Source organism: Fibrobacter sp. HC4 (genome assembly GCF_023373925.1).
Lineage (GTDB): Bacteria > Fibrobacterota > Fibrobacteria > Fibrobacterales > Fibrobacteraceae > Fibrobacter.
The window spans coordinates 216504-240198 of sequence record NZ_JALCZV010000002.1 but is presented as its reverse complement, the minus strand read 5'-3'; the positions used below and the strand labels follow the sequence as shown (position 1 = coordinate 240198).

Annotated in this window: 24 protein-coding genes; 3 read left to right on the top strand and 21 right to left on the bottom strand. The window is 43.8% G+C overall.

From position 1 onward, the window contains the following. Position 1: 1 nt before the first annotated feature. From MMG03_RS02290 to MMG03_RS02220, 17 genes are all read right to left on the bottom strand, one after another. Positions 2-1054 carry a contractile injection system tape measure protein gene (locus MMG03_RS02290; RefSeq protein WP_249505541.1) on the bottom strand — a complete coding sequence of 351 codons (1053 nt, stop codon included), beginning with the start codon at positions 1052-1054 and terminating at the stop codon, positions 2-4. Beyond that, on the bottom strand, positions 1051-2247 hold the full coding sequence (locus MMG03_RS02285; RefSeq protein ID WP_073284219.1) for a hypothetical protein: 1197 nt from the start codon (positions 2245-2247) through the stop codon (positions 1051-1053). The genes MMG03_RS02290 and MMG03_RS02285 overlap by 4 nt, the downstream gene beginning before the upstream one ends. Then, a complete protein-coding gene (locus MMG03_RS02280) occupies positions 2240-3010 on the bottom strand; it encodes a hypothetical protein (RefSeq protein ID WP_073284216.1) in 771 nt (256 codons plus the stop codon). Before MMG03_RS02280 ends, MMG03_RS02285 begins: the two co-directional genes overlap by 8 nt. Continuing rightward, on the bottom strand, positions 2997-6032 hold the full coding sequence (locus MMG03_RS02275) for a hypothetical protein (RefSeq protein WP_249505540.1): 3036 nt from the start codon (positions 6030-6032) through the stop codon (positions 2997-2999). Before MMG03_RS02275 ends, MMG03_RS02280 begins: the two co-directional genes overlap by 14 nt. Positions 6033-6035: 3 nt before the next feature. Continuing rightward, positions 6036-6440 carry a GPW/gp25 family protein gene (locus MMG03_RS02270; protein WP_199505714.1) on the bottom strand — a complete coding sequence of 135 codons (405 nt, stop codon included), beginning with the start codon at positions 6438-6440 and terminating at the stop codon, positions 6036-6038. A gap of 1 nt (position 6441) precedes the next feature. Further along, on the bottom strand, positions 6442-6741 hold the full coding sequence (locus MMG03_RS02265; protein WP_073284208.1) for a PAAR domain-containing protein: 300 nt from the start codon (positions 6739-6741) through the stop codon (positions 6442-6444). Between the two features lie 9 nt (positions 6742-6750). After that, entirely contained in the window at positions 6751-8535 is a 1785-nt protein-coding gene (gene vgrG / locus MMG03_RS02260; RefSeq protein ID WP_073284206.1) for a type VI secretion system tip protein VgrG, read from the bottom strand. 5 nt (positions 8536-8540) lie between these two features. Continuing rightward, positions 8541-9209 (bottom strand): hypothetical protein, encoded by a 669-nt coding sequence (locus MMG03_RS02255; protein ID WP_073284203.1) that lies wholly within the window; start codon positions 9207-9209, stop codon positions 8541-8543. Next, on the bottom strand, positions 9209-9361 hold the full coding sequence (locus MMG03_RS16270; protein WP_369077388.1) for a DUF5908 family protein: 153 nt from the start codon (positions 9359-9361) through the stop codon (positions 9209-9211). The genes MMG03_RS02255 and MMG03_RS16270 overlap by 1 nt, the downstream gene beginning before the upstream one ends. A gap of 2 nt (positions 9362-9363) precedes the next feature. After that, positions 9364-9810, bottom strand: a complete 447-nt coding sequence (locus MMG03_RS02250; RefSeq protein WP_073284202.1) for a phage tail protein — start codon at positions 9808-9810, stop codon at positions 9364-9366. A 14-nt stretch (positions 9811-9824) separates the two neighbouring features. Then, positions 9825-10283: a phage tail protein gene (locus MMG03_RS02245; protein WP_112132756.1), complete on the bottom strand. Its 459-nt coding sequence runs from the start codon at positions 10281-10283 to the stop codon at positions 9825-9827. Between the two features lie 16 nt (positions 10284-10299). Continuing rightward, positions 10300-11742 (bottom strand): phage tail sheath C-terminal domain-containing protein, encoded by a 1443-nt coding sequence (locus tag MMG03_RS02240; RefSeq protein WP_249505538.1) that lies wholly within the window; start codon positions 11740-11742, stop codon positions 10300-10302. 23 nt (positions 11743-11765) lie between these two features. After that, on the bottom strand, positions 11766-12497 hold the full coding sequence (locus tag MMG03_RS02235) for a hypothetical protein (protein ID WP_249505537.1): 732 nt from the start codon (positions 12495-12497) through the stop codon (positions 11766-11768). Beyond that, positions 12497-13075 (bottom strand): DUF4255 domain-containing protein, encoded by a 579-nt coding sequence (locus MMG03_RS02230; protein ID WP_249505536.1) that lies wholly within the window; start codon positions 13073-13075, stop codon positions 12497-12499. The genes MMG03_RS02235 and MMG03_RS02230 overlap by 1 nt, the downstream gene beginning before the upstream one ends. A gap of 273 nt (positions 13076-13348) precedes the next feature. After that, positions 13349-13525, bottom strand: a complete 177-nt coding sequence (locus MMG03_RS16015) for a type II toxin-antitoxin system RelB/DinJ family antitoxin (RefSeq protein WP_073159319.1) — start codon at positions 13523-13525, stop codon at positions 13349-13351. 277 nt (positions 13526-13802) lie between these two features. Next, a complete protein-coding gene (gene mdh / locus MMG03_RS02225) occupies positions 13803-14750 on the bottom strand; it encodes a malate dehydrogenase (protein ID WP_073159321.1) in 948 nt (315 codons plus the stop codon). A gap of 202 nt (positions 14751-14952) precedes the next feature. After that, positions 14953-17421, bottom strand: coding sequence for an FISUMP domain-containing protein (locus MMG03_RS02220; RefSeq protein ID WP_249505535.1), 2469 nt, complete (start codon positions 17419-17421; stop codon positions 14953-14955). A gap of 104 nt (positions 17422-17525) precedes the next feature. On the opposite strand from MMG03_RS02220, the gene MMG03_RS02215 reads away from it, so the two are divergent. Beyond that, positions 17526-18254, top strand: a complete 729-nt coding sequence (locus MMG03_RS02215) for a sulfite exporter TauE/SafE family protein (protein WP_249505534.1) — start codon at positions 17526-17528, stop codon at positions 18252-18254. Positions 18255-18520: 266 nt separating this feature from the next. Next, positions 18521-19108 carry a phosphodiesterase gene (yfcE, locus tag MMG03_RS02210; RefSeq protein ID WP_249505533.1) on the top strand — a complete coding sequence of 196 codons (588 nt, stop codon included), beginning with the start codon at positions 18521-18523 and terminating at the stop codon, positions 19106-19108. A 77-nt stretch (positions 19109-19185) separates the two neighbouring features. Here the strand turns inward: yfcE and MMG03_RS02205 are convergent, their stop codons facing one another. Further along, a complete protein-coding gene (locus MMG03_RS02205) occupies positions 19186-20103 on the bottom strand; it encodes a fibrobacter succinogenes major paralogous domain-containing protein (RefSeq protein WP_249505532.1) in 918 nt (305 codons plus the stop codon). 170 nt (positions 20104-20273) lie between these two features. Between MMG03_RS02205 and MMG03_RS02200 the strand changes: the two genes are divergently transcribed. After that, positions 20274-21155, top strand: a complete 882-nt coding sequence (locus tag MMG03_RS02200) for a TIGR01212 family radical SAM protein (protein WP_088665678.1) — start codon at positions 20274-20276, stop codon at positions 21153-21155. Between the two features lie 74 nt (positions 21156-21229). Here MMG03_RS02200 and MMG03_RS02195 read toward each other — a convergent pair whose 3' ends face one another. From MMG03_RS02195 to MMG03_RS02185, 3 genes are read right to left on the bottom strand one after another with little or no spacing between them, the layout of a single operon-like run. After that, on the bottom strand, positions 21230-22459 hold the full coding sequence (locus tag MMG03_RS02195) for a beta-ketoacyl-ACP synthase (protein WP_073159331.1): 1230 nt from the start codon (positions 22457-22459) through the stop codon (positions 21230-21232). Beyond that, positions 22456-23199 (bottom strand): 3-oxoacyl-ACP reductase FabG, encoded by a 744-nt coding sequence (fabG, locus tag MMG03_RS02190; RefSeq protein WP_249505530.1) that lies wholly within the window; start codon positions 23197-23199, stop codon positions 22456-22458. The genes MMG03_RS02195 and fabG overlap by 4 nt, the downstream gene beginning before the upstream one ends. Positions 23200-23215: 16 nt before the next feature. Next, on the bottom strand, positions 23216-23683 hold the full coding sequence (locus tag MMG03_RS02185; protein ID WP_073159335.1) for a thioester dehydrase: 468 nt from the start codon (positions 23681-23683) through the stop codon (positions 23216-23218). Positions 23684-23695: the final 12 nt, after the last annotated feature.

Genomic DNA, 23695 nt, shown 5'->3' with positions numbered 1-23695 from the left:
TCTACCTCCACGCCACGCTAATCTTAGATTTCATCCAAGATGTTTTAACCATGGAATAACCCCAGGGGAGTTTATCTAGCAGCATATCATAAGCACTAGATGACACCTTAAGCAACAAGCCATCTTCAACGTCTTCAATGCTACCGGAACGAATCAAAAAACTGGTACGTAACCCATCTGCAGAAGTAGAACCTAAAGCTCCCCAATTCTTGACAACTGCATCAAGCAAGCTATTGACAACAGACTTGTCATCATCAGAAAGAATCGGTAATTTTTCGGGATCAAAAGAGCGATCATAACCACAGATAATGTTCATCAGTGAGGCTGGCGTCTTGGGGACTTCATAACTTCCATAAACAGCATACTTTAAAAGAGACAAACCTTTCAAGCGGGCGTCTTCAGAAGTAAACGTATTCCCAGATACACAACCCAAACGACCCAATAGCACAGGAATGTAAGGAGCCAATAAAACCAAGCCGGCATCATGAACTACATTCCTAGTTTCCTTAGGAGAAATCTTTTGGGGAGCAGGACGTTCCATCCTTTTAATATTCTGATATACTGAACATGCGATTTGACGAAAATCCAAACCAGGATTTCTCTGCATCATAATTTTGATAATGTATTCCGAGACTGCCAATGGGTCAAACTTTGAATTCGGATTTTTTACAAGCCATTCTTCGGCATAATATTCAAACTCTTTCTCAATATTCATCACTTGATTTATGGGAAGCAAGCGTCTGTAAGTTTCAGAAAGCATATTTAACGTAAGCTGGCTATGTTTCTTAAAAACAACCTTGGATAGGCTCTCCTTTAGAGTCACCGGCAATTTCCCGGAAAAATGTTGCAAGGCATTTTCAGAATCAACCTCTCCCACATCAATCGTAAGGTCATCTATTTCTAATTCACCGTCAAAATCCAGTTCATTTAAAATTTGATCCAATATATCAATCAATGTATTCCGGGCAAAAGAATAGAGAGAACCTTCCAAATTCTGGCAGGTTTGCGAGTCTGCAGCGACAATATTCAATGTCAAATTGTCAATGACGTTCATTTTTCATAAAACCAAGAAGCAGAAATTTTTTCGGGTAACGATTCAGAAAGCCAAATAAAAACAGGAATAAGATGAGCGGGCAATTCTTCTCGCACAAAATCTTCCATACTGTTGCGGGTTTCTTCGCTATAGGTATCAGAATTTCCCCATACAACAAAAATTTTTCCAAAATTTTTATTTAGGTAAATTCCATCCACAATATGATTTTTAACGCCAAGCATTATTTCAAGACGCGTTCCAAAATACTTTCCGCAACGATGCATGTGTAAAGCTGGCAAAGATCTAATGTATTTCACTTTAGCTCGTAACAGATTAACAAATGCCGTCTCTCCTTCGTGTTCATGGATTTTCATGAACAATTCATCAGGATACTCCATGCCATACATAGCGAGCATCTGGTCCAAAATTTTGCAGTACTTCTTTTTACTTGTCTTTAAAACGTCTACAGAAAAAAGATCTGCAAAATCATCTATTTTCGAAAGGAATTTCTTAATCAAAAACTCAACTGGTTCAAGAAACTTCTGTAAGGTTAAAGCATCTTCCCCCTTACGATATATCATAGGGAACTGATCAACAATGGGAGCAAAATTCAAGAAATCTCTCCGTATACCTTCAACAGAAACAACCTGATGTTTAGCAGTCTCTACAACAACCTTTTCTATATCCGAGTCTTCGTCAAGCCAGAGAAACTTCACTGATGAGATATTTTCGCCAAGAAGTCGCCAATCATTCCACAATTCATTAAAAGATTTCAGCAGGGCGATTTCTGCATTTTCCTTTTTAAGTTGGCTATTATCCTTTGCTACAATCATCACTTCGTAACAGCCATCTGTACAATTCAAGAATTCTGTCCGAATCGCGCCCTTCAAATACTTGGAAAAAAAACTGGAGTAATCTTCCGCCGAAACAGGAAAACATTCCTTTACCTGTTCTGCAGTATACAAAGCTTCACGACGCAGATCAATATTTCCATCTTTGGATGTCAAATAATCTTCAATATCAAAATCTGTTTTATAACCCAATTCCGATATAGCAAAGATGATGTTTTCCAAAAGGGTAATACCAGGATCATGGGCATTGAAATCTGTCCATATATTCCCACTCAGCTTTTGAATTAAAGCTAGGGAATCAAGGCGCATAGCCTCGTAATCAAGATCTTGCGCTCCACTTATTTTCGAAATTGTCTTAGCCAAGAGACTGCACCATCATGTTATCAAACCACAATTTTGTCAATCTATAGCGAATCAAGGATCCATTTTTATAGGCACAATGGGTGCGGAGTTGTAATTTAAAGGTATAACGCTCCTCCCCTCTTGCCCAACGAATGTCAATGCGGGACCCTCTACCTCCATAATAAGATTGGGTTTTATTAATAGCCGGCTTTCCATGAAATACGTTCATAGCAATAGCATGTGTCAAAGCAAAACGACCTTCATTTTCTTGACCACCAACGCCCGCGATAATCTCAAAGGCTTCGCATCCATTCAGTTCTTCCGTAATATCGTGCCACCTACCATCAGCCTCAACTTTAAGTTTATCATTTTCTTTACCAATTCGACCTTCACTACTTATGACACCATTCACGTCCAAGGTACATTCAGGAGTTCTTGTGCCAATACCGACTGCGGTAACCGAAGATGAGCCAACTAATGAAACCACACTATTTGACGACTCTTGAGAAGGTGTGGAAACATGCAAGCTAGAAGCATCCTCTTCAGCACCATTCTTACGAAGCTCCACTTGCCAAAGAGGAGTACCTTCGGTGACATTTTCATAAAAACTCATCAGTTTTCCAGAATCAGTCAACTGAGAAATTTTAAGTCCATTTTCAGGAGTCTTTTCAAAGCCATCTTCTTCGATATTTACAGAAGAATCGATCAAATCATTAAAGTCTTCTTCACACGGCATCTGTCCAGCGCGAAAAAGTGATTTAAGAGCATTTCTACTTAATTGCATTACCTCTCCTTCGAATAATGAAAGTGGAGCCAATTTCCAAGTCCCCAAAGCCAACACTGATGGGTTTAGATTCATTAATTTCGGGAACAATGTTTAAGAAGTGCTTTGCCATCGGAGTAGATACACTCCAGGGACAAAGGCCGCGAAGAATTCCCGATTCAAGTTGCTCAGAATGGTCCACATAAAAATTACAGTCATCTTCGGACGCAATCCTCAAAATGGACAGTTCCTTGATAAACTTTACATATTCCAAATTTTCAATGAACGTTTTCAGGTCATTTTCATTTAAGGACCAACCAAAGAATTTCTGTTGTCCTATCGGATACCAAGGCGAAATAAAACGGTTAATCTGATTGTTTAAATCCAACAGACATTCGCCTTCACCGAAACCATCTCGGAAATCCACAACACAGCGAACTTGCATCCTCTCAAAATACGGATTCAACACACGAATTTTTGCCGATGCCGGGATTTTTTCTTTCAAGAAATTCTTAATATCGTAAAGAATTTTACCTCCAAGACAAGGATCCCAGGAATTACCCTTTGTCTCAACCAATCGGGATACGGGAACAATGGTCACATAGCCAGGAGTCAAAACGCCCTGATTTTCAGGATTCAAACCCGCAAAACATTTGACCATGTGCACTTCCGGGAAATGTTCCAAAATAATGCGCTCATAATCCTTAGGTGAAAGAGCGCGCCCGCGATGATAAAGAAATTCCGCCACACGAGTGCGCATCCGTTCCTTATCTTCGGCCACCCGACCACCAAAAGATTCCGTTATCTGGAAAACTTCAGAAAGGCCTGCTCGGCTTTGCGCAAGTTCAGTAATGGTTTTCGGCTTAATTCTTTCCAATTTTCCGTAAGAATTTCCATCCATGCAACGCTTAACTTCAACCGCATTGGTGTAAACGGAATAAATTCGGCTGCATTGTTTCCAATTTCCTAAGGGTCGCAAACGAATCCAAGCTAGATTACCATACATTAACTTGCCCCCCTGACTCATTTCCTTTGGAAGCTTTAACGCAACAATTCCTGACGTAGTAAAACCAGAAGTTGAATTGTAAAGTACGTTTTCCGCAGGCAAATTCACCCAATTATCATTGCACAAGACGGACCAGGAAAAATCACCGATATCATCGGAAACCACGTAATCAGAATCCCGTTTCAAATGAAAAAAAAGATTTAGTCGCTGAGGAATCTTATTACAGGATATTCCTATCAGAAATGCGCCACCCAGATCATTCAAACCTTTTTTGGGGCTAAAGCCTAGAGGATGTAAGAAGAAAATCGTACTTGATTCCCCATCTTTATTAGAGTGACGGACGCCAAGTTCACATTTTGCTCGATAATTCAATCGCAGATTTTCTAATTCAGGAGTATACGGCTGATTCGGCAACGGCATTCCAGAAACCTTCTTTAAAGCCTTAGCCATCAGGGAATCACAAAGAGCACGAGTATACTCCTGATGCATAAAGGCCGCCTCGGGAGAATACAAGCGCATTCTATATTGAGCCCTGGCACTGCTTGATGCCAAAACCTCTCTAAATGATATATGAAAATCCGAAGACACTCCATTTTTTTGCGAATCAAAAAGATTTGCTAAAATAGGTTTCATATTCGCAGAAGGGTACTGTACACCATTATTAGTACTGCAAAGAGAAACCTTAAAATCAGCCGTATTAGGAACATTTGGATAAAGGCTATACCAAGAAGAGAAATCCCGTGAATTCGGAAGACCACGCCAAGTTCCATACAAATCTATATCGGTCAAACGTTTACCAAACAACTCATCACTAGCAAAAGCAAATGTATTCCCAACACAGGGCAAAGGACCAAAGGGTTGTAACGGACTAGAAAGCGATAGAGGGCCTAAATCGTTCATTACATCAAATGAACGCAATCCACACACATTCACATCTGCCTGGATTTTCTGTAACTTCAGTAGACGCAGTTGTTTCCAGGGATTATAGGAATTTTGAGGATTAATTTCGATTTTTACAACAGGATGTTCCGTATCAAATAAATCCTGATGAATAACGGAATTATATGGAACAATCGAGGGAACCGATTCCGACAAGACAAAAGACAGGCTAAAGCAATCACTTTCGAAGCGAGGATCAAGAATACAGGATTCCAACTGATAGCCTTCAACGCCATACCATCCTTCTTCAGTGGTCAAGTAAATCTTGAATGCAGTCGAGAATGTCTTAAGAAAGAGGTCAGGATCACTACCATACTCCAACAACGAACCTTCAACAGAATCTGGATCAAAGAAGAAGGTCAACTTAACTTTACGACACCCCTCTTTCAAGCGAAGAATCGGAGACGCAAATGCAATTCCAAGACGAGCATTTTGCGCATTTACAGAACGATTTCTGGATCTTGTCAATCCAAACAGCGGATAGGGGGTAATATCATCCCCATCGGCAACCAATTTTGGATCATAAATAGGAATTTCGGTTATAGTTGCCGGGGAATCGTCATGGATAGCAATTGAAAGTAGTCGCGCAACAGAAGCATCATTAATATTTGCGTCCTTAACCGACTCAAATACGATATCCATTCCCGCATCATCAAAACCAGCCAAAAATTTTGTCCCCGCCGGAAGATCACAGCAAGTTCCCACAGCCGGTTGCGGAAAAACAACATGGGCAGAGTCACCTTGGGTGGCCATTTTTTTTTCGCCAAGAATTTTTTCGTAATAAAAATCAACTCGCTTATCCGGTAAAGTATTCAAGCGATTCTTGACACGCAATAGTAAAGATGCGCATGTAGCATAAAGAGCTGTTGCAGGTTCCATATTGCCATCGGCAACACCCTCAACCTTTCTCACAAGGTCATCAACATCTACCGATTCTAGTATTTCAGCAATACCACGCTCTATGCAAACAGCCTTTAATACAGCCAATAGATCCCGTAACGAAGAAACGTCAACGGAATAAAAGCCCTGTTTCAATTCCTTGAAAAGGCGAGTTTCCTGGCTAAGTCCATCGCGAATGTTAAACCTAATTTTTTCCATAAACTACAGGGTCACATCCGTTCCTTCGTTAATATAGAAGGGAAAAACTAAATTGCTTCGTGAATTAGTCATTCGTACAGTGTATTGAATTTCCACATTCACAACGTCATCATCATCAACTTTCGTAATCAAAATTTCATCTACATCAATTCGAGATTCGTTCAGCAGAATGGCCCGCAGTATTTCATCTTTAAGTTGAGCAATAAATTCTTCATCAAAATTTCTATAGCAGAAATCTCGAATACGGCATCCAAAATCAGGATGCATCAAACGTTCTCCAGGATAAGTAAACAGGAGAATACGCAAACTCTCTTCAATATCCTCTTCAGCTACAGACATTTGAACCCCATCCTTTGAAAATGAAAGAGGGTACTTAAATCCACGTCCTAAAAATTCAGCAATACCCAACTCAGCCTCCAATAATAACCGTAGGGCATCCCACAGATATGGCGCCTCCATGAGCAGTTGTATCACCCATACGGGCAGCAGGTTTCTTACCAATCATAACCGTTGCTGACCCCTTGATAATGGTATCGGGAGGTCCAACGCAAACACAGGAATCCCCCATAACAGCCGCGGGCATACCTCCAATTAATACAGTAGGAGCACCGGGGCCTACAACTGGTCCTCCAACATGAGGAACCGGCGGAACGCCAGGAGTTTGCATGGGGCAAGTATGTAAATCTGTAATTCGAGCTGCGGGAGGCATACACATTCCTTAATTAATCATAACCATTGCACCCTTAACGGTCGTCTGTCCCGAAGCGGATATTTCAGCAGATGCATTACCCTTTACGGCGACGCCAACTTGGGCGGTTAAGTTCACATTCATCCCCTCACCTTTCAAATCACCTTTGGAGTTAAGATTTATGCCGCCCTTGGCATCCACATTAAACTTTCCTGTTACATCAAATGTCACGTCTTTAGAAGTTTTAACCTTTACACCACTATCCGAAAGTTCAACGGTATTTGTAGAATCGTCAAGAGAGATTTTCTTTTGATCATCATCAAGAACGAACATTCGGTTTCCGGGCGTTTTTATAGTAATAGATTTCTTCTCTTCGTTAAATTCAACACTCATTTTTTCGCGAGTGAGAAGCATCTTTATGTTATTAGGCTGTTTCAAGGCTTGCGGGGGAACTCGATTGGCGCTATAAAGGCTACCAAGAATCACAGCACTGGAAGGATCCGCATTAAAGAATCCAAGAATCACTTCATCTCCCACTTCCGGAAAAACAAGGCATCCAACGCCATTTGATGCATAAGGGCCGCCTAATCTTGCCCAAACGCCTTCTTCCTGATTCTGCATCAAGGGAATTTTAACCTTGACGCGATTCATCTTGTCAGGATCGTCATTAATCTGAATAACGACACCGGTCAACAACCCACTCACGCCACAATTATATCCAGAGCATGTAGGAGCTTCAACATCAAACTTTTCCACATGCCAAACCTTTTCCATTCCAAAGAAAATTTTAGTACACCACCGTCCCGGCTCCATATGATGCTGAATACCCGACACAAGGGCATTACCGTTAAATCGATCTCCCAAATAATTCAGTTTGACCAAGCCCCCCAATTTTACCTCAAGAGTACCAATGCAAGTTACAGAACCACAAATTCTTGAAAGTTCGTTTTTAAGTTGTTCCGCCTCGGCCCAAGTATCCAATTCAGACTTTTCGACCAGGGAATTAATCTGAAGTAAACGCGTGGGCGCATCAAGGACCTTGGCCATAGTACTGTTATCCAGATTCCCCACACAAGAAAGGCTCTGCAAAGAAGCCTTTCCCGTAATCACATCCTGTTTAGAAACGTCCCAAGCACGGGCTTCTGTCTTTTTTACTTGGTGAGTAGCATCGGCATAGGCATCAAACTCAATAATATCGGTCCCCCAGGTAAGGGAAAGCGAAGGTCCTCCATTGGTTGCAATTTTCTTGATGCTAACGCCATCATTATCATCAATAAGCCAGCAGCCATTGGCCTCAGCCCTAGCCATAACAAAATCCCAATCTGTACAATAGTACTGAAGCAATTCCTTATGATTTACGCCACCAATAGTCGTTGAAGCGTTTATACCATACGTCTTGAAAATATCCCCAACAATGGCATCATCACTCTTATTCAGATAGTTGGCGTTTTTGCGGGAACAGGTCATGGCAATAGCCTTATGACGACATTCGATTTTCGTGTAACTACGACCATCATGAGATGCAAAAATTCCAAGCTTTACAATTATCCCTGTAAAAACCTCATTCATCTTCGTGCCATAGCCAGCCTTTATGGTAATTTCGTTACCGGGCTTAAGGTCATCTCCTTCACACAGGGGGAATTTACCCTCTCGCATATAACCATCATCCACAACAACAACTGCTTTCGCAATGCCATTTATACGATAAATGATATCTGCCGAAATAACAACGAGTGCAGACTGCAGAGATTTACCCTTCGAAAAGACAGCACACTCTACAACACCATCGGCTTTGGAAAATGGAGAATTAGGCATAATACTTAATCAACAAGGGGCGGAAAATACAACTGAGATCCAGGTTTCAGACTTCTAAAATTGGTCAGGTTGTTGGCCTTGGCCACCTGCAAATAAAGGGAAGAATCCTTATAGACTCTAGCACACATCAAAGGAAGAGTATCCCCCACTTTGACCTCTACCAAATGAGTCAAATCCGGAGATTGTTTGTTCTGCCTAGCCAAAAGTTCTCTTATAGTTACATATTGATTGAACTTTAAGGAAACTTCAGCTCGCACAGGCTTTCCAGAACGATTGAACATTTTATATTCAATATTCATGGAACTAAGCCGAGCATACTGCAGAAATTGCCCCCACTGAATCTTTACAATAGGGGGCTCATGTTCAGCACTTATATAATCCGAAACAACCTTTTTCAAGGCGGCAATCATTTCGGGAATATCGTTGCAATTAATAGGCCAATCACATTTAGGAATGGCACCTGTAGCATCTAAAAATATTTTAGGGACAGCAAATAATTCACTATCATAGCCACCAAAACGAACCAATCCATTATAGTACCAAGTTTTGGTATAATTCAGATTCTGCGTCGTGTTTATAGTTTCGGGATTTACCATTACCGAAAATGGATTCACGCCAGAAACGGGAGACTTATCGGGATTGCAAGCCGTCAAAGTGAGCTTAGTTAATTTCATTAGCGATCCCTACTTTCAGAAATAGCATCTTGAACCATGCGTCGACATTCGTTCAACAATTCAGAGCGAAGGGACTCCTCATTTTTCGCCTTATTTTCGCTCTTAGGGGCTACAGATACATTAATACACAGATTTTTAATTTCTAGAGACATAGCTACACAGACGACATGCTTTCGTACTTTAAAGAGATTGATTCTATGGCAATTTCATTCTTCATAGCATCCAGTGATCCCAACGACCACTTATATGGATAAGCCCTTATAAAATGCCAAGTCCTCAAAGGCTGTTTTTTTTCATTCAACAACGAAACCAGCACATTCCTTGTTTCGATGCTTATTTCACCATTCATTGAAGCAAAAGTATTCTTGCACCATTCATATATAATGGAATCCTTGTGAACAAAACCTTTCTTTAAAACAAGGTCATCATGCTTACAATGCTTGGGCAAGAAAAAGGAACGTGAATTGTCGCCTCCAGAACGAATTTCTTCACATTCGATAGAAGTGGAAAGTCCTTCAACAACTTGAAAGGATTCCTCCGCACCTCCAATCTTCACTAGGAAATGAAATACAACCGGAAGCGACCATTCAACGTTTTCCATAAAAACCTACAGGATTAGCCGTTAGAAATGGTAAGGCCTTCGTGAACAATTTCGATGCTTTCAACAGCAACTTCATTGCCTTCGGCCTTCAGTTCATAACCAGAAATCTTGGTGGGCCAAGCATTCTTCAAGGTCCAAACCATAGTAGGTGCGTTGGTTTCATCTAGCAAGCTGATCACAATATCAATACGTTTAATGGTATTCTGTTTGATCTGATTAAACCAATCCCAGAACTTGTTATCACCCTTGAAGATACCCTTCTTCATAGTCACATTGCTGTACTTGATGAGACCAGGCATCTTGATTACAGAGAACACAGCGCTGTCGCCTGTACGATACTTGATTTCTTCGGACTGAGCATCCAAACCAGTCACTTCCTGGAAGGACATTTCCTGATCGCCCCACTTTACAGAAAAGTGGAATTTCGGCAAGGGCCAAATGTTTGTACTTTGGGTAGAACCATCTTCTGCCATATTTAATTACCTCCTATTAGGACTTCTGCTGTTGTTGCTGGAAAGTGAGTTCAATAAATTCTGCCGGGCGGAGCAAAGCCACCTTAACGGTGATACGCAGAATTCCTTCAAGAATATCTTCGGCAGTCATAGTTTCGCCAAGACCAACATAGACTTCAAATGCATCGGTCGCACTAGCTCCAGCCAAACCGCCACGACGCCAAATGTTGAAGAGGAAGTTCTGAATCATGCTCTTCATGGTCACCCAAGTATTTGCATTGTTGGCTTCGAAAACGAAAGCCTTAGATGCCTGCTTAATGGATTCTTCGAGCATAATCATAGTTCGGCGAACGTTCACATAGCGCCAATCCAGACTATTGCCATCGAGAGTACGGGCGCCCCACACCTTATTGCCATCGCCAATAAAGCTACGGATTGCATTGACAGCCTTACCATTTACAGGAACGTTCAAATCTTCCTGCTGTTCATCGGTCAGGTTAACTGCAGGAGAAATCACGCCATTAATTCCAATATTTGCAGGAGCCTTCCAGACACCAACATTGTTATCGACCATGGTATAAAGACCAGCAATAGCACCAGAAGGAGGAATCAAATTCAACTGCTCACGAACAATATCCATAATGGTGGAATAATTCATGCAAACCACAGAAAGGGTACGATGGAGAGCAAGAACTGCTTCTTCATCGGTCAAATCTACCGTAGAAATCTTTGCAATTTCAGCCTTTACAGCTTCAGCCTTTGCAGCGGGTTCCGCAGGAACTGCGGCATTGAGCTGCGCCACCAGAGCATCGAGATTTTCGACATTGGCAAAAGTTACTTCATTAGACTGAACAACACTTGCATTTACCCACGGATAATATGCAGCACCATAATTCAGGAATGAGGTCACCTTTTCGCGGAACTGAGAAATGCATTCATCAGTATCCTTAAAGCCATCAAACACATCCAAAATTGCAAAGCGGTTCTTCATCTTACCACAATGAGCAAGCATTGCATTTTGCACGTTTGCACAAGCATCCGCAGATTCCAGAGAAACTGCTTCAGGAATCACAACGAGAGTGGGCTCCTGTTCCTTTTCGAAAGGGATAATCGCTTCGGTCAAAGCCTTTTCAGAAATTTCTTCGCCATAGGCACCTACAGACATGATGTAGCAGGTTGCACCACCGTTCTGGAAGAACATGCGAATAGCATCAAAAAGACGGAAACGAACCTTAGGAGATTCAACCGCACCATCATCCTTCAAGGTAAAGCGCATCAAAGCGCCTTCACCATAAATGGAACGAAATTCAGCAAAAGAAGTAACACGCTGCGGTTTATTGAAAACAGACTGACCTTTATATTCAGCCTTGGCAGTATAGCCAATGAACGCAGGAATCGCAGTTGCGACTTCTACTACGGAACTAGGAAAGGCGTTCTTTTCTACTAGATAGACGCCCGGTGTTTTGTAAGCAGTGGCCATTTTTAGCTTGAGCTCCTTTTTTGTTAGAGATTAATGAAAGATTCTGCTATTATTTCATAGCCATTATCGTTTAACTCTATTCGCGATAAAGATCTGTAATCCATATTAGGCATGGCCTTCAACAACAATCGAGACGTTTTCTTTGTCTTTAACTGAAATCTTGGCGCATCACCATAAACAATGGGGTATTTATGTTGAGAGATAAACGCAACAGACTTTTCATCCTTGCGATACACATCAAAATCAGATTCATCATTTCCTCTTAACCCATAAATTTTCAAATCATCCAAATCGATGTCGCCCTGAATGTAATAACACCAACGGCAATTCCTTGTCTCTAAAGGGATTTCCAGGATCTCTGTGGTTTCATGATTTTTTGAAATTTGATAGTTTAGAATAAACAGAGGTCTTCTTAATCTCAATTCCTTTTCACACTCATCAAGGGGAATTTCAGAAAAAAACACAGTATTGTCTTTAACCACCACCATAGATATATTGTCAGAACTAGTCTTAAGGTTTGTTACACCATATAGGTTTGAATCCGTCAAAAACACGCCAAACCGCATAGATTCAAGATTATCAAGAGATTCATTCGGTGCTAAAATCTGCAAGTTTCCCAAATTCCGACGCAAAACGATATTACGATGAGCCATTTCATCGGCAGTAACTTCCGTCGGTACAAAGGAAAAACTGGAACAACGTCCTCCGTAATATTCATGCGACACGCTAATATCTGTAAGAAACCGATACGGCATCAAACAATCCCAATCGAAGCATCTTCAGGAAATTGGATAACATAGGGGCTGTAGTAAGAGTACCCTTCTCCAAGAGCAACTGCACGAACTTTGTACAATACAGAAGGAACGTATTTACCTCCTAAAATACTCCAGAGGCTATTTAGTTCTTGTATGCCCATATTTTCCATATCCAGGAACATTTTTTCTAGACCTATAGGCATATCAGGGGAATTAGTTCGATCAAACACGGTATGATCTTGCAAAAATGAAATTGTTTTGGAAAGATACCGCAAAGATTCACTATAATTAGAATTCTTGAAATTCGCAGCAATCATTACATCAAGATTCAAAAATACCTGTTTTGAAGGAACGACATTCCTATACCCGTCAAACGTAGTTGTCGCATTTTTTCGAGCATTACTTTCACTAGAGACATTCACAAGAAATAAATTCAATTTATTTATAGATTGCTCAGACTCTCGGCCATCATTTTCAAACAGCCTTGAGACAACAACCAAATTTTCTTGTAGTGATTGCTTTGTTCGCAGCCGATTATTTAGTCGAGTTGCAAGAAATTGAAGCGTTGCATTAATCATTAGAACAAACTATTTATATTTTTTTGATACAAATTTATAATCGCAATAAAATAACGTCAATCCGCACAAAAATCATCCAAATTGCATAATACATATACACCATATAGTACACATACAACAATCATCAATACGCTGTACAACAAAGTGTAATAAAAATATTTTTTGTTATTTTTAACTTACATTCATTTTTTTATACAAAAAAAACTACCATCAGGTAGTTTCAAAAATTCAAGCAAACATTTATCCCATACCCCCCCCAAAAGTTTTAGGTGACTACCCATTAATCAATCGTGATTCACCTCCCCTTACTTCAAAAGGCAAACGATTCTCACGAATAGAAGACTTAATGAAGATTGTAATCGCTGACGTTACCGAAATTCCAACAGAATCGCAGAATTCCTGAAATTCCTTTTTTGTTTTCTCGTCCAACCTAACGCAAATTGTACTCATTATGCATTAACCCTCTCTTATAAAGAAACCAAATTCAGTGTTTTTATCATCCGAATTTCTGCGCGAAAAATAATATAATACACGAACAAAATCAACACAATTTATACATTTTTTTCAATTCAAAGTAAAACACTTTATTAAGACACTTTATATAAGGTATTACAAAAATACAACAAAAATAATACAATTGCAGACAATGTAAAAAAGAACAAATTCTACAAACTAAAAAAAGACCTGCCCTTTAAGGCAGGTCCTTTTTACACGAAGGGGCTAATAATTAAGTATTAGCGTCAACCCATTCAGCGTTCTTCTTGCAAGCTTCGATAGACTTTTCGAAGGCAGCCATTTCAGCGTCGTTCATCTTCACTTCGAAGATCTTTTCGACACCGTTTGCGCCGATCACGCAGGGAACGCCGCAGTAGAGGCCCTTGCCCTTACCAGCATATTCGCCGTCCAGCTTGACAGCGCAGGTAAGAACGCTCTTCTTGTCCAGGAGGTAAGCTTCAGCCATCTTGATAGCGGAAGTTGCCGGGCTGTAGAATGCAGAGCCGCGGACGAGGAGAGAAACGATTTCGCCACCAGCGTTAGCAGTACGAGCAGCAAGTTCGTCGAACTTTTCCTTGCTCATGAGCTGCGGCAGAGGAATGCCACCGACGGAGACGCAGTCATAGAGGCTGACCATGGTGTCACCGTGACCGCCCATAACGATTGCCTTAACGTCTTCAGCAGAAACGCCCAGTTCCATTGCAACGAAGCAAGCGAGACGAGAAGAGTCCAGAACACCAGCCATACCGATAACCTTGGAGGAATCGAAGCCGGTCACCTTCTGCATGTTGTAGACCATTGCGTCCAGCGGGTTGGTGATAACGATAACGAATGCGTTGGGAGCGAGTTCCTTGATCTTGAGGCCCACGTCCTTGATAACGCCGCAGTTGATGCCCAGGAGGTCATCACGGCTCATGCCCGGCTTACGGGGAACGCCAGCGGTAACGATAACGACGTCTGCACCAGCGATATCGTCATAGTTGGTAGAACCGGAGAGGTTGCAGGAAGTGCCCATAACGGAGCGGCCTTCCATAATGTCGAGAGCCTTACCCTTCGGCATACCTTCAGTCATCGGAATATCGATGAGGACCACGTCACCCAGCTGCTTCTGAGCGAGGACGAGAGCCATAGTACCACCAATCTGACCAGCACCAACGAGTGCAATCTTCTTTCTTGCCATGATTTTACCTTCCTTAATAAGGTGTTGAAAAATTTACGCCATAAATATAGCACATTTAGGTGAAAGGATAAAGGTTAAAGGATAAAGGTTTTGGCAAAAGAAGATAAAAAACACGTTTAGCGGAAAGCGTAAAAGGATAAAGATTAAAGAAAACTCTGTTTTATAACATTGAAAGGGGGCAAACTGCCCCTGGAGGCTCAATTTACTCATCCTTGACGCATCGAATAGAGTAGCCATACGTCTTATACTCTTCTGTATCAAGAATTGCGTCCGAAGGATAAGAGAAATACATAGTCTTGGCTATAGTCGTAGAGACATCTTCATCCAGCCAGAAATACGCACGCTCGCCCTTGCCTTTAAAATCTGATGAACTGGAATAATACCCTATGGGGAAAACGCCAAAGCCCCAGCGGTCCTTGCCACTTTCGACGCCTGCATAATAGGTCCATCCATAGGAGGTCTTCAGGAGAGATGGCGTTGAACCATATTCCGAGAAACCACTCACAAAACCAAGAAGGGTTTTGAACTCATCCAGACTCGGCAAATGCCAACCAGAAGGGCAAGCACCCTTATACGGGCGTTTTATTTTACAACGACTCACCCCACAAATCGCTTCTGCAGTATCTAAAGCCTGCGCCCAGGTGTAAAGCTTTCCGTAAGAACTGTACTTGATAGAATCGTTATCGTAGAATTTTCCATCTCCGTACGCAAGGTTTTCTGCCATCCAAACCTGGTCTCCCATGGTAACGAATTTATAGGCTCTGCCATCACGCTTGTCTATAAAGCACGTATTCTTGTCGGCCCAGAAGGCCTTAGCCTCAAACCACTTGGTCGAGGAAGCCAATCGATTGGTGGAATAGGACGCACGAAGAGTTTCCTTATCCTTCACAAAGACTTTTTTCTCGAAGTTCTCTACATTTACAACCTCGGGATCCTTCGTGAATTCAACGTAACCGATACGTTCCGTACCATCTCCACCGGGAACCGTATACATATCAACCAGTACGCCATAAAAATCAGATTCTGACGAAACCCGGATGGTCACCGCATCGTTTTCGGTAAGGCTTTCATCCACCAGTTTCAGGACAGCCTTGTCAGTAACATCCATATACAGGGAATCACCGAAAGATACCGTTGCGTAAAGAGCAAATCCAGCCTTGGCCATATCCTTTGATACGGTCCCTAACGTTGCGTCTTTATACTGGATAAGAATGGTGTCCTTTTCATCAATGGCCAGAACACCATCATTCTTGAGGCCATTCATAAGGAATTCTCCATAGAAGTAATCCTTATATCTGTAAGCAACAGCGCGGATTTCATCGCCTTTTACCTTACTGGAGATCGTCACCTCTACGGAGTCCTTACCGCAACCTTCGTCATAGACATAGAAATGTCCCTTGGAAGCCTGGTTATATCGATCCGCATCAAACTCCACTCGGCTATCGGCATTTTTCTTCCAGTAGACAGTTACGTTTTCAAATGTCTTTTTTTCATCTTTAAAGGTATATCGCACATCAACTGTCAAAATTTTCGCAGGATCAGAATAGAAGTAGTTATCGTGATTCTTACCTTCATTCACAATAAAGAAACTTCCTTTATAAAGGCCACCTGCACCAGCAAGCTTGAGATGGGCGTCATAGGTACCGAAGCCGCCCTCATTTTCTGTATAATGACATTCATAGCCGTCGTTATAGCACAAAATCATGGATACCTGTATGGAATCTCCTTCGGCATTCTTATCATTAACGGTAACAACCACTTCGGCGCTGTCCCCGTAATACCAAGGTTTATCCAGGGAGATAAAGTCTCGTTCACCCTTGGAAGCCAGGATAAATGCCACATTGCGTTTAATGACTCTTTCAGGGTTTTCATCCTTGTAGCTGACTACCACGTTATCCCCATCCTGCACCTTGATCGTCCTGGATCCAGAACTCTTCTGAGCGAAGAACAGAATGGCATAGTAGAAACCGTCCCTAAGTTCTGCAGTCAGCACAATCCCCTTGGAATCAGAGGTACTGGTCACAGTAACTTCAACAGTATCCTTTTTAGCCAGGATATCGTTATCGCTAATACGAATTAACAAGGAATCGGAATAACTCCATACGGTATCGCCAATTTCCACATGTTCGGCCTTATTAAAATCAATACTTGCAGTGGTACCACCATTGCTACCGGCCTGGCCATTGGTTCCATTCCAAATCGTTCCTATAAAATCCTTGCCACAGTAAATATCGATGCCCTTTTCGTCATCGCGGTATTCACCAGAACAACTCAGACCATCCACACCATCCTTGCCGTCCACACCGTCCTTGCCGTCTTCGCCGTCGGTTCCATTGATGCCGTCCTTGCCATCGGTTCCATTGACACCATCTTTACCGTCGGTGCCATTGACCCCATCCTTACCGTCGGTTCCATCTTTTCCGTCGGAGCCATCCTTACCGTCACTAGACTCGTATACGGGAATCTTGCTCACACCATAGGTTTTCCAGTCCCCTTCCAGGCAAAGCAACAATTCGCCCGTACTTGTCACATAGGACATTTCCCCTTCCATGGATTTCTTGCAGGAATCAAGGTCTGATTTTGCAGAAACAACCTTCAATCCTTGACGATTTGGAGAATCATCCTTCTCCGCAGAAGATCCATTGTCATCCCCGCAGGCCCAAAAACACATAACTGCAACTAGCAGCAAAAATGAATATAAAATTTTTTGCATTTTCATATTTCCCTCTTATTCTATGCAAAATTATAGTAAGATTTTTAAATTTGAGATTGATAATGGAAATACATTACATTCTCATACTGGTAGGCATTAGCTGCATGGGTAGCTTCATCCAGCGGGTCAGCGGTTTCGGGTTCGGCATTTTCGTGATGACAATCCTCCCCCACCTACTGCCCAGTTATGGAGAAGCTACAGCCCTATCGGGTATGTTGGCAGGTTCCATGTCCATTGTCGTGGCCCTGCGAATAAGAAAGTTCATCGTCTGGAAAGAAGTTTTGCCCATCCTGGCCATTTTTGCCGTAGTCAGCTTTTTTGCTGTAGGGGCCGTGGCAAACTTCGATGACAAGATGCTGAAACATGTGCTGGGGGTAATTCTAATTGCCATCAGCATCTACTTCTTCTTTATCAGCGAAAAAATCAAGCTGAAGCCCACCATTTTCGTCCAGGCAGTCCTAGGGATTATTTCTGGAGTCATGGGAGGCCTGTTCGCCATGCAGGGGCCGCCAGCAGCGCTCTACTTTTTGGCATCTTGCGAGACCAAGGAAAAGTACATCGCCCACAGTCAGGTGTATTTCGCCCTAGGGAACCTAATGATGACGTTCTTTAGAGCGACAAACGGATTCGTAACACCTGCAGTAGGAGCCGCCTACGTTTACGGTTTGGCCGCCGTGATTCTTGGAGCTTTTATTGGCGGCAAGGTTTTCAAGAAAATTCCCCACAAGGTGCTAAAGAAAATCGTGTATGCGTATATGGCCGCGAGCGGAATCGTGGCACTAAACGGATGAGAGAGAGCTGGTAGTAGGTAGTAGACGGGAGGTAGTAGACGGGAGGTATGAGGGCGGAGCCTGCGGCTCCTTTCAGGTAAATAATCGCGCCGATTGCACCTGGCTTATTAATTCATATCTACGTCACTAGATCCTTCGACTTCGTCGCTTCGCGACTTCGCTCAGGATGACACGCAGCCCCCCACTCTTCACTCTTCACTATTCACTGTTCACTATTCACTGTTCACTCTTCACTATTCACTGTTAATTATTTACTTTTGCTTCGTATGCGTGCTTTAATTCTTTCTGATATTCATGGTTCTGCAATCGCAGCACGACGGGCATTGTCCTTCTTCGAAAAGTTCGGCTGCGACAAGATTTTCTTGCTGGGAGACACTCTTTATCACGGGCCACGTAACCCGCTGCCCGAAGGACACGGTCCCATGGGAGTTGTGGAAGCGTTGCGACCTTATGCGGATAGGATTGTAGCCGCCCGCGGCAACTGCGATGCCGACGTTGACTTGATGATGCTGGACTTCATCAAGATCGAAGATGAATATGCCGTAGTTGAAGATGGACCCGTGCGCTTGTTCCTAAGCCATGGCCATATTTTTATGCCGGAATGTTTCCCGTCTAACGCACTTTCTCAGCTGGCCCCCACCCTTAAAGAAGACCGCCCCATTGACGCCTATCTTTATGGCCATACACACATTTACCAGTTGCAAAGGAACTTCAAGGGCGTGCTCATGGTAAATCCCGGATCAACCAGTCTGCCCAAGGGCGGCAACCCACCCACCTTCGGTTTCTACGACAACGGCAAGTTCAGCATCCACCATCTTGAAACCGGCGAAGAATTAGCTTCCGTCACCTTGTAACGCAGGCTTCACTTGCAGTTCACAAAGACCTTTTGATTCAGGTATTGGAACAACGTCTTTTCTAGGCTATCCAGGGCTTAGTCCTTGATGCAACGGACGGACATGGCGGAGGTTTTCAGACCAACGTAAGATCCGATGAAGTCCTGGTTGCCGTAGTAGAGGTTCCAGTAAGAAGCCCTGTTTTCACCGATGATTTCGTGTGAGGTCCAGAAATTGGCTTCATCGCCAACGGACACGTAGAGTCCACGATTGTCGCGATAGCCGGCAGGTTTTGCACCAAAGCCATAACGGTTTGTACCCACAGGGACCTCACCCATATCATCGTCATTCCAGCCGACAATAGTCTTGAGGCTCGTTCCAACACCTTCTTGACCGGCATTCTTCTTGAGCACATAATCATGAAGAATGGTAAAATCCCTCATCGTGGGAAGATGCCACCCTTCGGGGCAAGAATTGGCGGAACTCCACTGATAAAGTCTACCGTAAAGAGTGCAGTTTTCTTCCTGATCGTTGGGACACCAGCTGCCTTCTGTTTCGTAAGCAAGATTACGACGGAACCAGGTCTGACGGCCAATGACAACAATATCGTAGCGCTTACCGTCGCGAAGATCGCAGAATTCGTTCTCACCCACGTCGCTGCAAAGAGCCACCATGGCGGAATCCGGTTCGGTAGGCACAGGCAAAAGGGCCAGGGAATCGCCGGCACTGTTATTAGATTTTTTCTGAGACGTAATAAGGGTAATCTTCTTTTTGGAAATAGGCTTCGCCTCGACCTTTGGCGGCGGCACGGGAGCCACGGTATCAACCGCAGGAACCGTATCGACAGGTGTTTCGACAGAATCAACTACTGTATCGGCAGGAGCAGGAACAGTATCAACGGGAACAATAACGACAGTATCCTTGGGGGGCGGTACAGGGTTCGAACGGAGTATGACAGACTCGTCTTTCTTGCATCCAAAAAGGACACTTGCAAGAAATAATGCAAGAATGCACAAAAAAGCCGATGTAAATAGACGAAATAGCTTCAATATTTCCTCGTTTCATCCCATACCACAAGGAAATATAAATACAATTTAACGAAATACGTCATGTCTAACCTTAATTATTACGTCAAAGAGCATTATCTGTTGCGACATTTGCATCATTTTTAAGCTATTATTCAAGTATGAACTACACGCCTTACCGTGACTTGTTAGCAAAATTGTTCCCGAACTACCTAAAAGTGAGGAAACTTCCTCTTAACGGAGGCATGAACTGTCCTAATTTGGACGGTACCAAGGGCTTTTCGGGCTGTTCTTACTGCAACAACCGCAGTTTCAGCCCTGTTTTTGACCAAGCCAAGGTCAGTATCCAGGAACAACTGGAAAAATTCGTGCCGAAACTGAGGGACAAGTACCCCAACGCCGGCATTTTGGCTTATCTGCAGCCTTATACAAATACCCACGCACCCCTGGAACACTTAAAGGGGATTATCGGCCCCATCATCAAGCATCCGGAAATTGCCGGTCTCGCCATCGGAACCCGCCCCGATTGCCTGGAACAGGACAAGGTGGACTACCTGGCGTCTCTAAACAAGAAGAAGCCCATAATCGTGGAAATCGGACTGCAGACAGCCAGCGACTTGACATTGGCTGGCATTAACCGTAGACATACTCTGGCGGAATTCGAAGACGCAGTCGCCCGTTGCCAGGCAGCAGGTCTCTGCGTGACGACCCATGTCATCGTAGGCCTCCCCGGCGAAACCATGGACGACTTCAAGCGCACGGCCCAAGTGGTTCGCGACCTGCATCTGGCCGCCGTGAAAATTCACCCCCTGCATATCGTGGTGGGAACAGCCATGGCCGAGGATTACGCCAACGGACAGATTACCCTCCTGACATTCGAGGAATACTGCGACGCCGTTGCAGAAATGATCAAGATTATCGGAACCGAAACAGCCATCGAACGTTTTAGCGGTGAAAGCCCCAGCGAACTGCTGATCGCCCCCAACTGGTGTGGCGAAAGGGACAAGATTATCGCGCTGGTAAATAAAAAACTGGAAGGCTAAAAGACGTTTTATCCCATATGAAGAAAGGCTGCTGTTCAAAAAGAACCGCAGCCTTTTTAAGGTCCATTTCTTAATTAGACCTTCTTGAAAATCAGCGAAGTATTAATACCGCCGAAAGCGAAGTTGTTGGACATAAAGTATTCCACATCCATTTCGCGACCGGAACCGGTAATGTAATCCAGGGGAGCGCATTCCGGATCCACGTTCTTCAAGTTAAGATTGGGGCTGAACCAGCCACGATTCATCATGTTGATGCCAAGCCAGGCTTCAATGCCGCCACAGGCACCGAGGGAGTGACCGATGTAGCTCTTGAGACTGGATAGAGGAACGGCCCGATTCCTGAAGGCACCGTAAGTGGCCCAGCTTTCGGCAATATCTCCATGATGGGTAGCAGTGCCATGACCGTTCACGTAGCCAATGGCTTCGGGAGCAACACCGGAATCCAGAAGAGCAAGTTCCAGGGCATGCTGCATGGTTTCTTTCTTGGGCTGGGTAATGTGGTCGCCATCGGTATTGTGACCGAAGCCCACCAGTTCTGCATAGATGTGCGCGCCACGGGCCTTGGCGTGTTCATATTCTTCAAGCACCAAGGTACCGGCACCTTCGCCAATGACCAGACCGTCACGATCCTTGTCATAGGCGGCAGGAGTCAGTTCCGGAGTATCGTTCTTGACGCTAGTTGCGAACAAGGTATCAAAGACTGCTGATTCTGTAGGATCCAGTTCGTCGGCACCGCCAGCCACCATCACATCCTGCATGCCATACTTAATGGCTTCGTAAGCGTAACCGATAGAAAGGCTTCCGCTGGTGCATGCGGTATTGGTGGTAATCAGACGTCCAGTCATGCCAAAGAACACGCTGATATTCACGGCGCAAGTCTGGGGCATAGAGCGGATATAAGTGGTAGCTGTAATCTTGGAGCAATCGTAGGGAGGATTCAACATGGAGAAGAAATCCATCAGAGGATTGACGCTACCCATAGAAGAACCGTAAGCCACACCCACTCGGCCAGACTTTAAAAGTTCGGTATCGCCAGTGAGGCCAGCCACCTGCATTGCCTTGTCGGCAGAGGCCAAAGCCAGGAGTCCCACGCGACCGGCACCACGGATTTTCTTGCGGGGGTATTCCGGCAAGTCATAAAGAATGGGTGCAGCCAGACGAGTGTTCATCTGGGTATACTTATCCCAATCTTCCATACGGACAATGCGATTCTTCAAAGACTTTAGGCTAGTGAAGATTTCATCCAGTTCCATGCCGAGGGAAGAAATGCAGGAACCACCGGTAACGACAACTCTACGACTCATGCCAAACCTCCATTTACAGAAATTACCTGGCGGGTAATATAGGCAGCTCCATCAGAAAGCAAGAACACAACCGTGGCGGCCACTTCTTCAGGTTTGCCCACACGTTTCATGGGAACTGCCGGCAAGATCATATCCAGAGGGGCATCCTTGATCATTTCGGTTTCAATGATGCCAGGAGCGACGCTATTCACCGTGATGTTACGGCTAGCCAGTTCGGTGACCAAAGCCTTTGTGGCTCCGATAAGGCCAGCCTTTGATGCGCTGTAGTTTACCTGGCCACGATTACCGATAACGCCAGACACAGAAGAAATGGTCACAATACGTCCACGACGCTTGCGGCACATGGGCATTACAATGGGGAACATCACATTATAAAAACCGTTCAGGTTGGTATCGATCACCTTGTCCCAGAACTCGCCGGTCATGGCAGGGAAAGGCATATCGGCACAGACACCGGCATTGGTCACAACGCCATAATAAACGCCATTTTCGGCAATGTCCTTTTCGATTACTTCCTTGCACTGCTCGCGATTGCTGATATCAAATTGCAGAGTACGAACACAACCGCCATTGGCGCGAATCTTTTCGGCCAAGGCATCAACGGGAGCCGCATTTCGATTGTAATGAGCCACCACGGTGTATCCGGCATTGGCCAAGGCTTCGACAATGGCAAGTCCAATTCCGCCACTGGCTCCAGTAACCAATACACTCTTAGCATTTTCAGTCTTATTATTATCCATTTTACCCTCTACACACTCACAAACCCAAGGACGCCTTGGGATCAGGAACCTCTACGGTATTCAACGTTGCAGCAACGACCTGCTTTCCGTCTACCGAAGCGGATCCATCAAATGTTACCGCCATATCCATGCGGATGGTCTGGCGAACTTTTACCACGACAGTATCCCCCGTCTTAAACACAGGAATATCAGTCTTGAAACTAGACACGCTCATAATAAAACCGACCTTCGGTTTTTCGCCTTTGGAACGTCCATAAATTCCCGACAGAGCGGAAATACTCTGCGCCATATATTCAAAGGCAATCCAGGCGGGCACACCGCCTAGATTTTCATCATAGAACATGCAGTCCTTGCGAATATCAATTTCCGTGGATATGGAAATCTCTTCTAGGCTATAGCTCTGGACTCGGTCCAGAAGAAGCATTTTACCCTTGTGGGGCACAAGTTCACTGACGGAGTCTCTTGTCTTGAATTCTTCAATCATCAGTATTCCTAC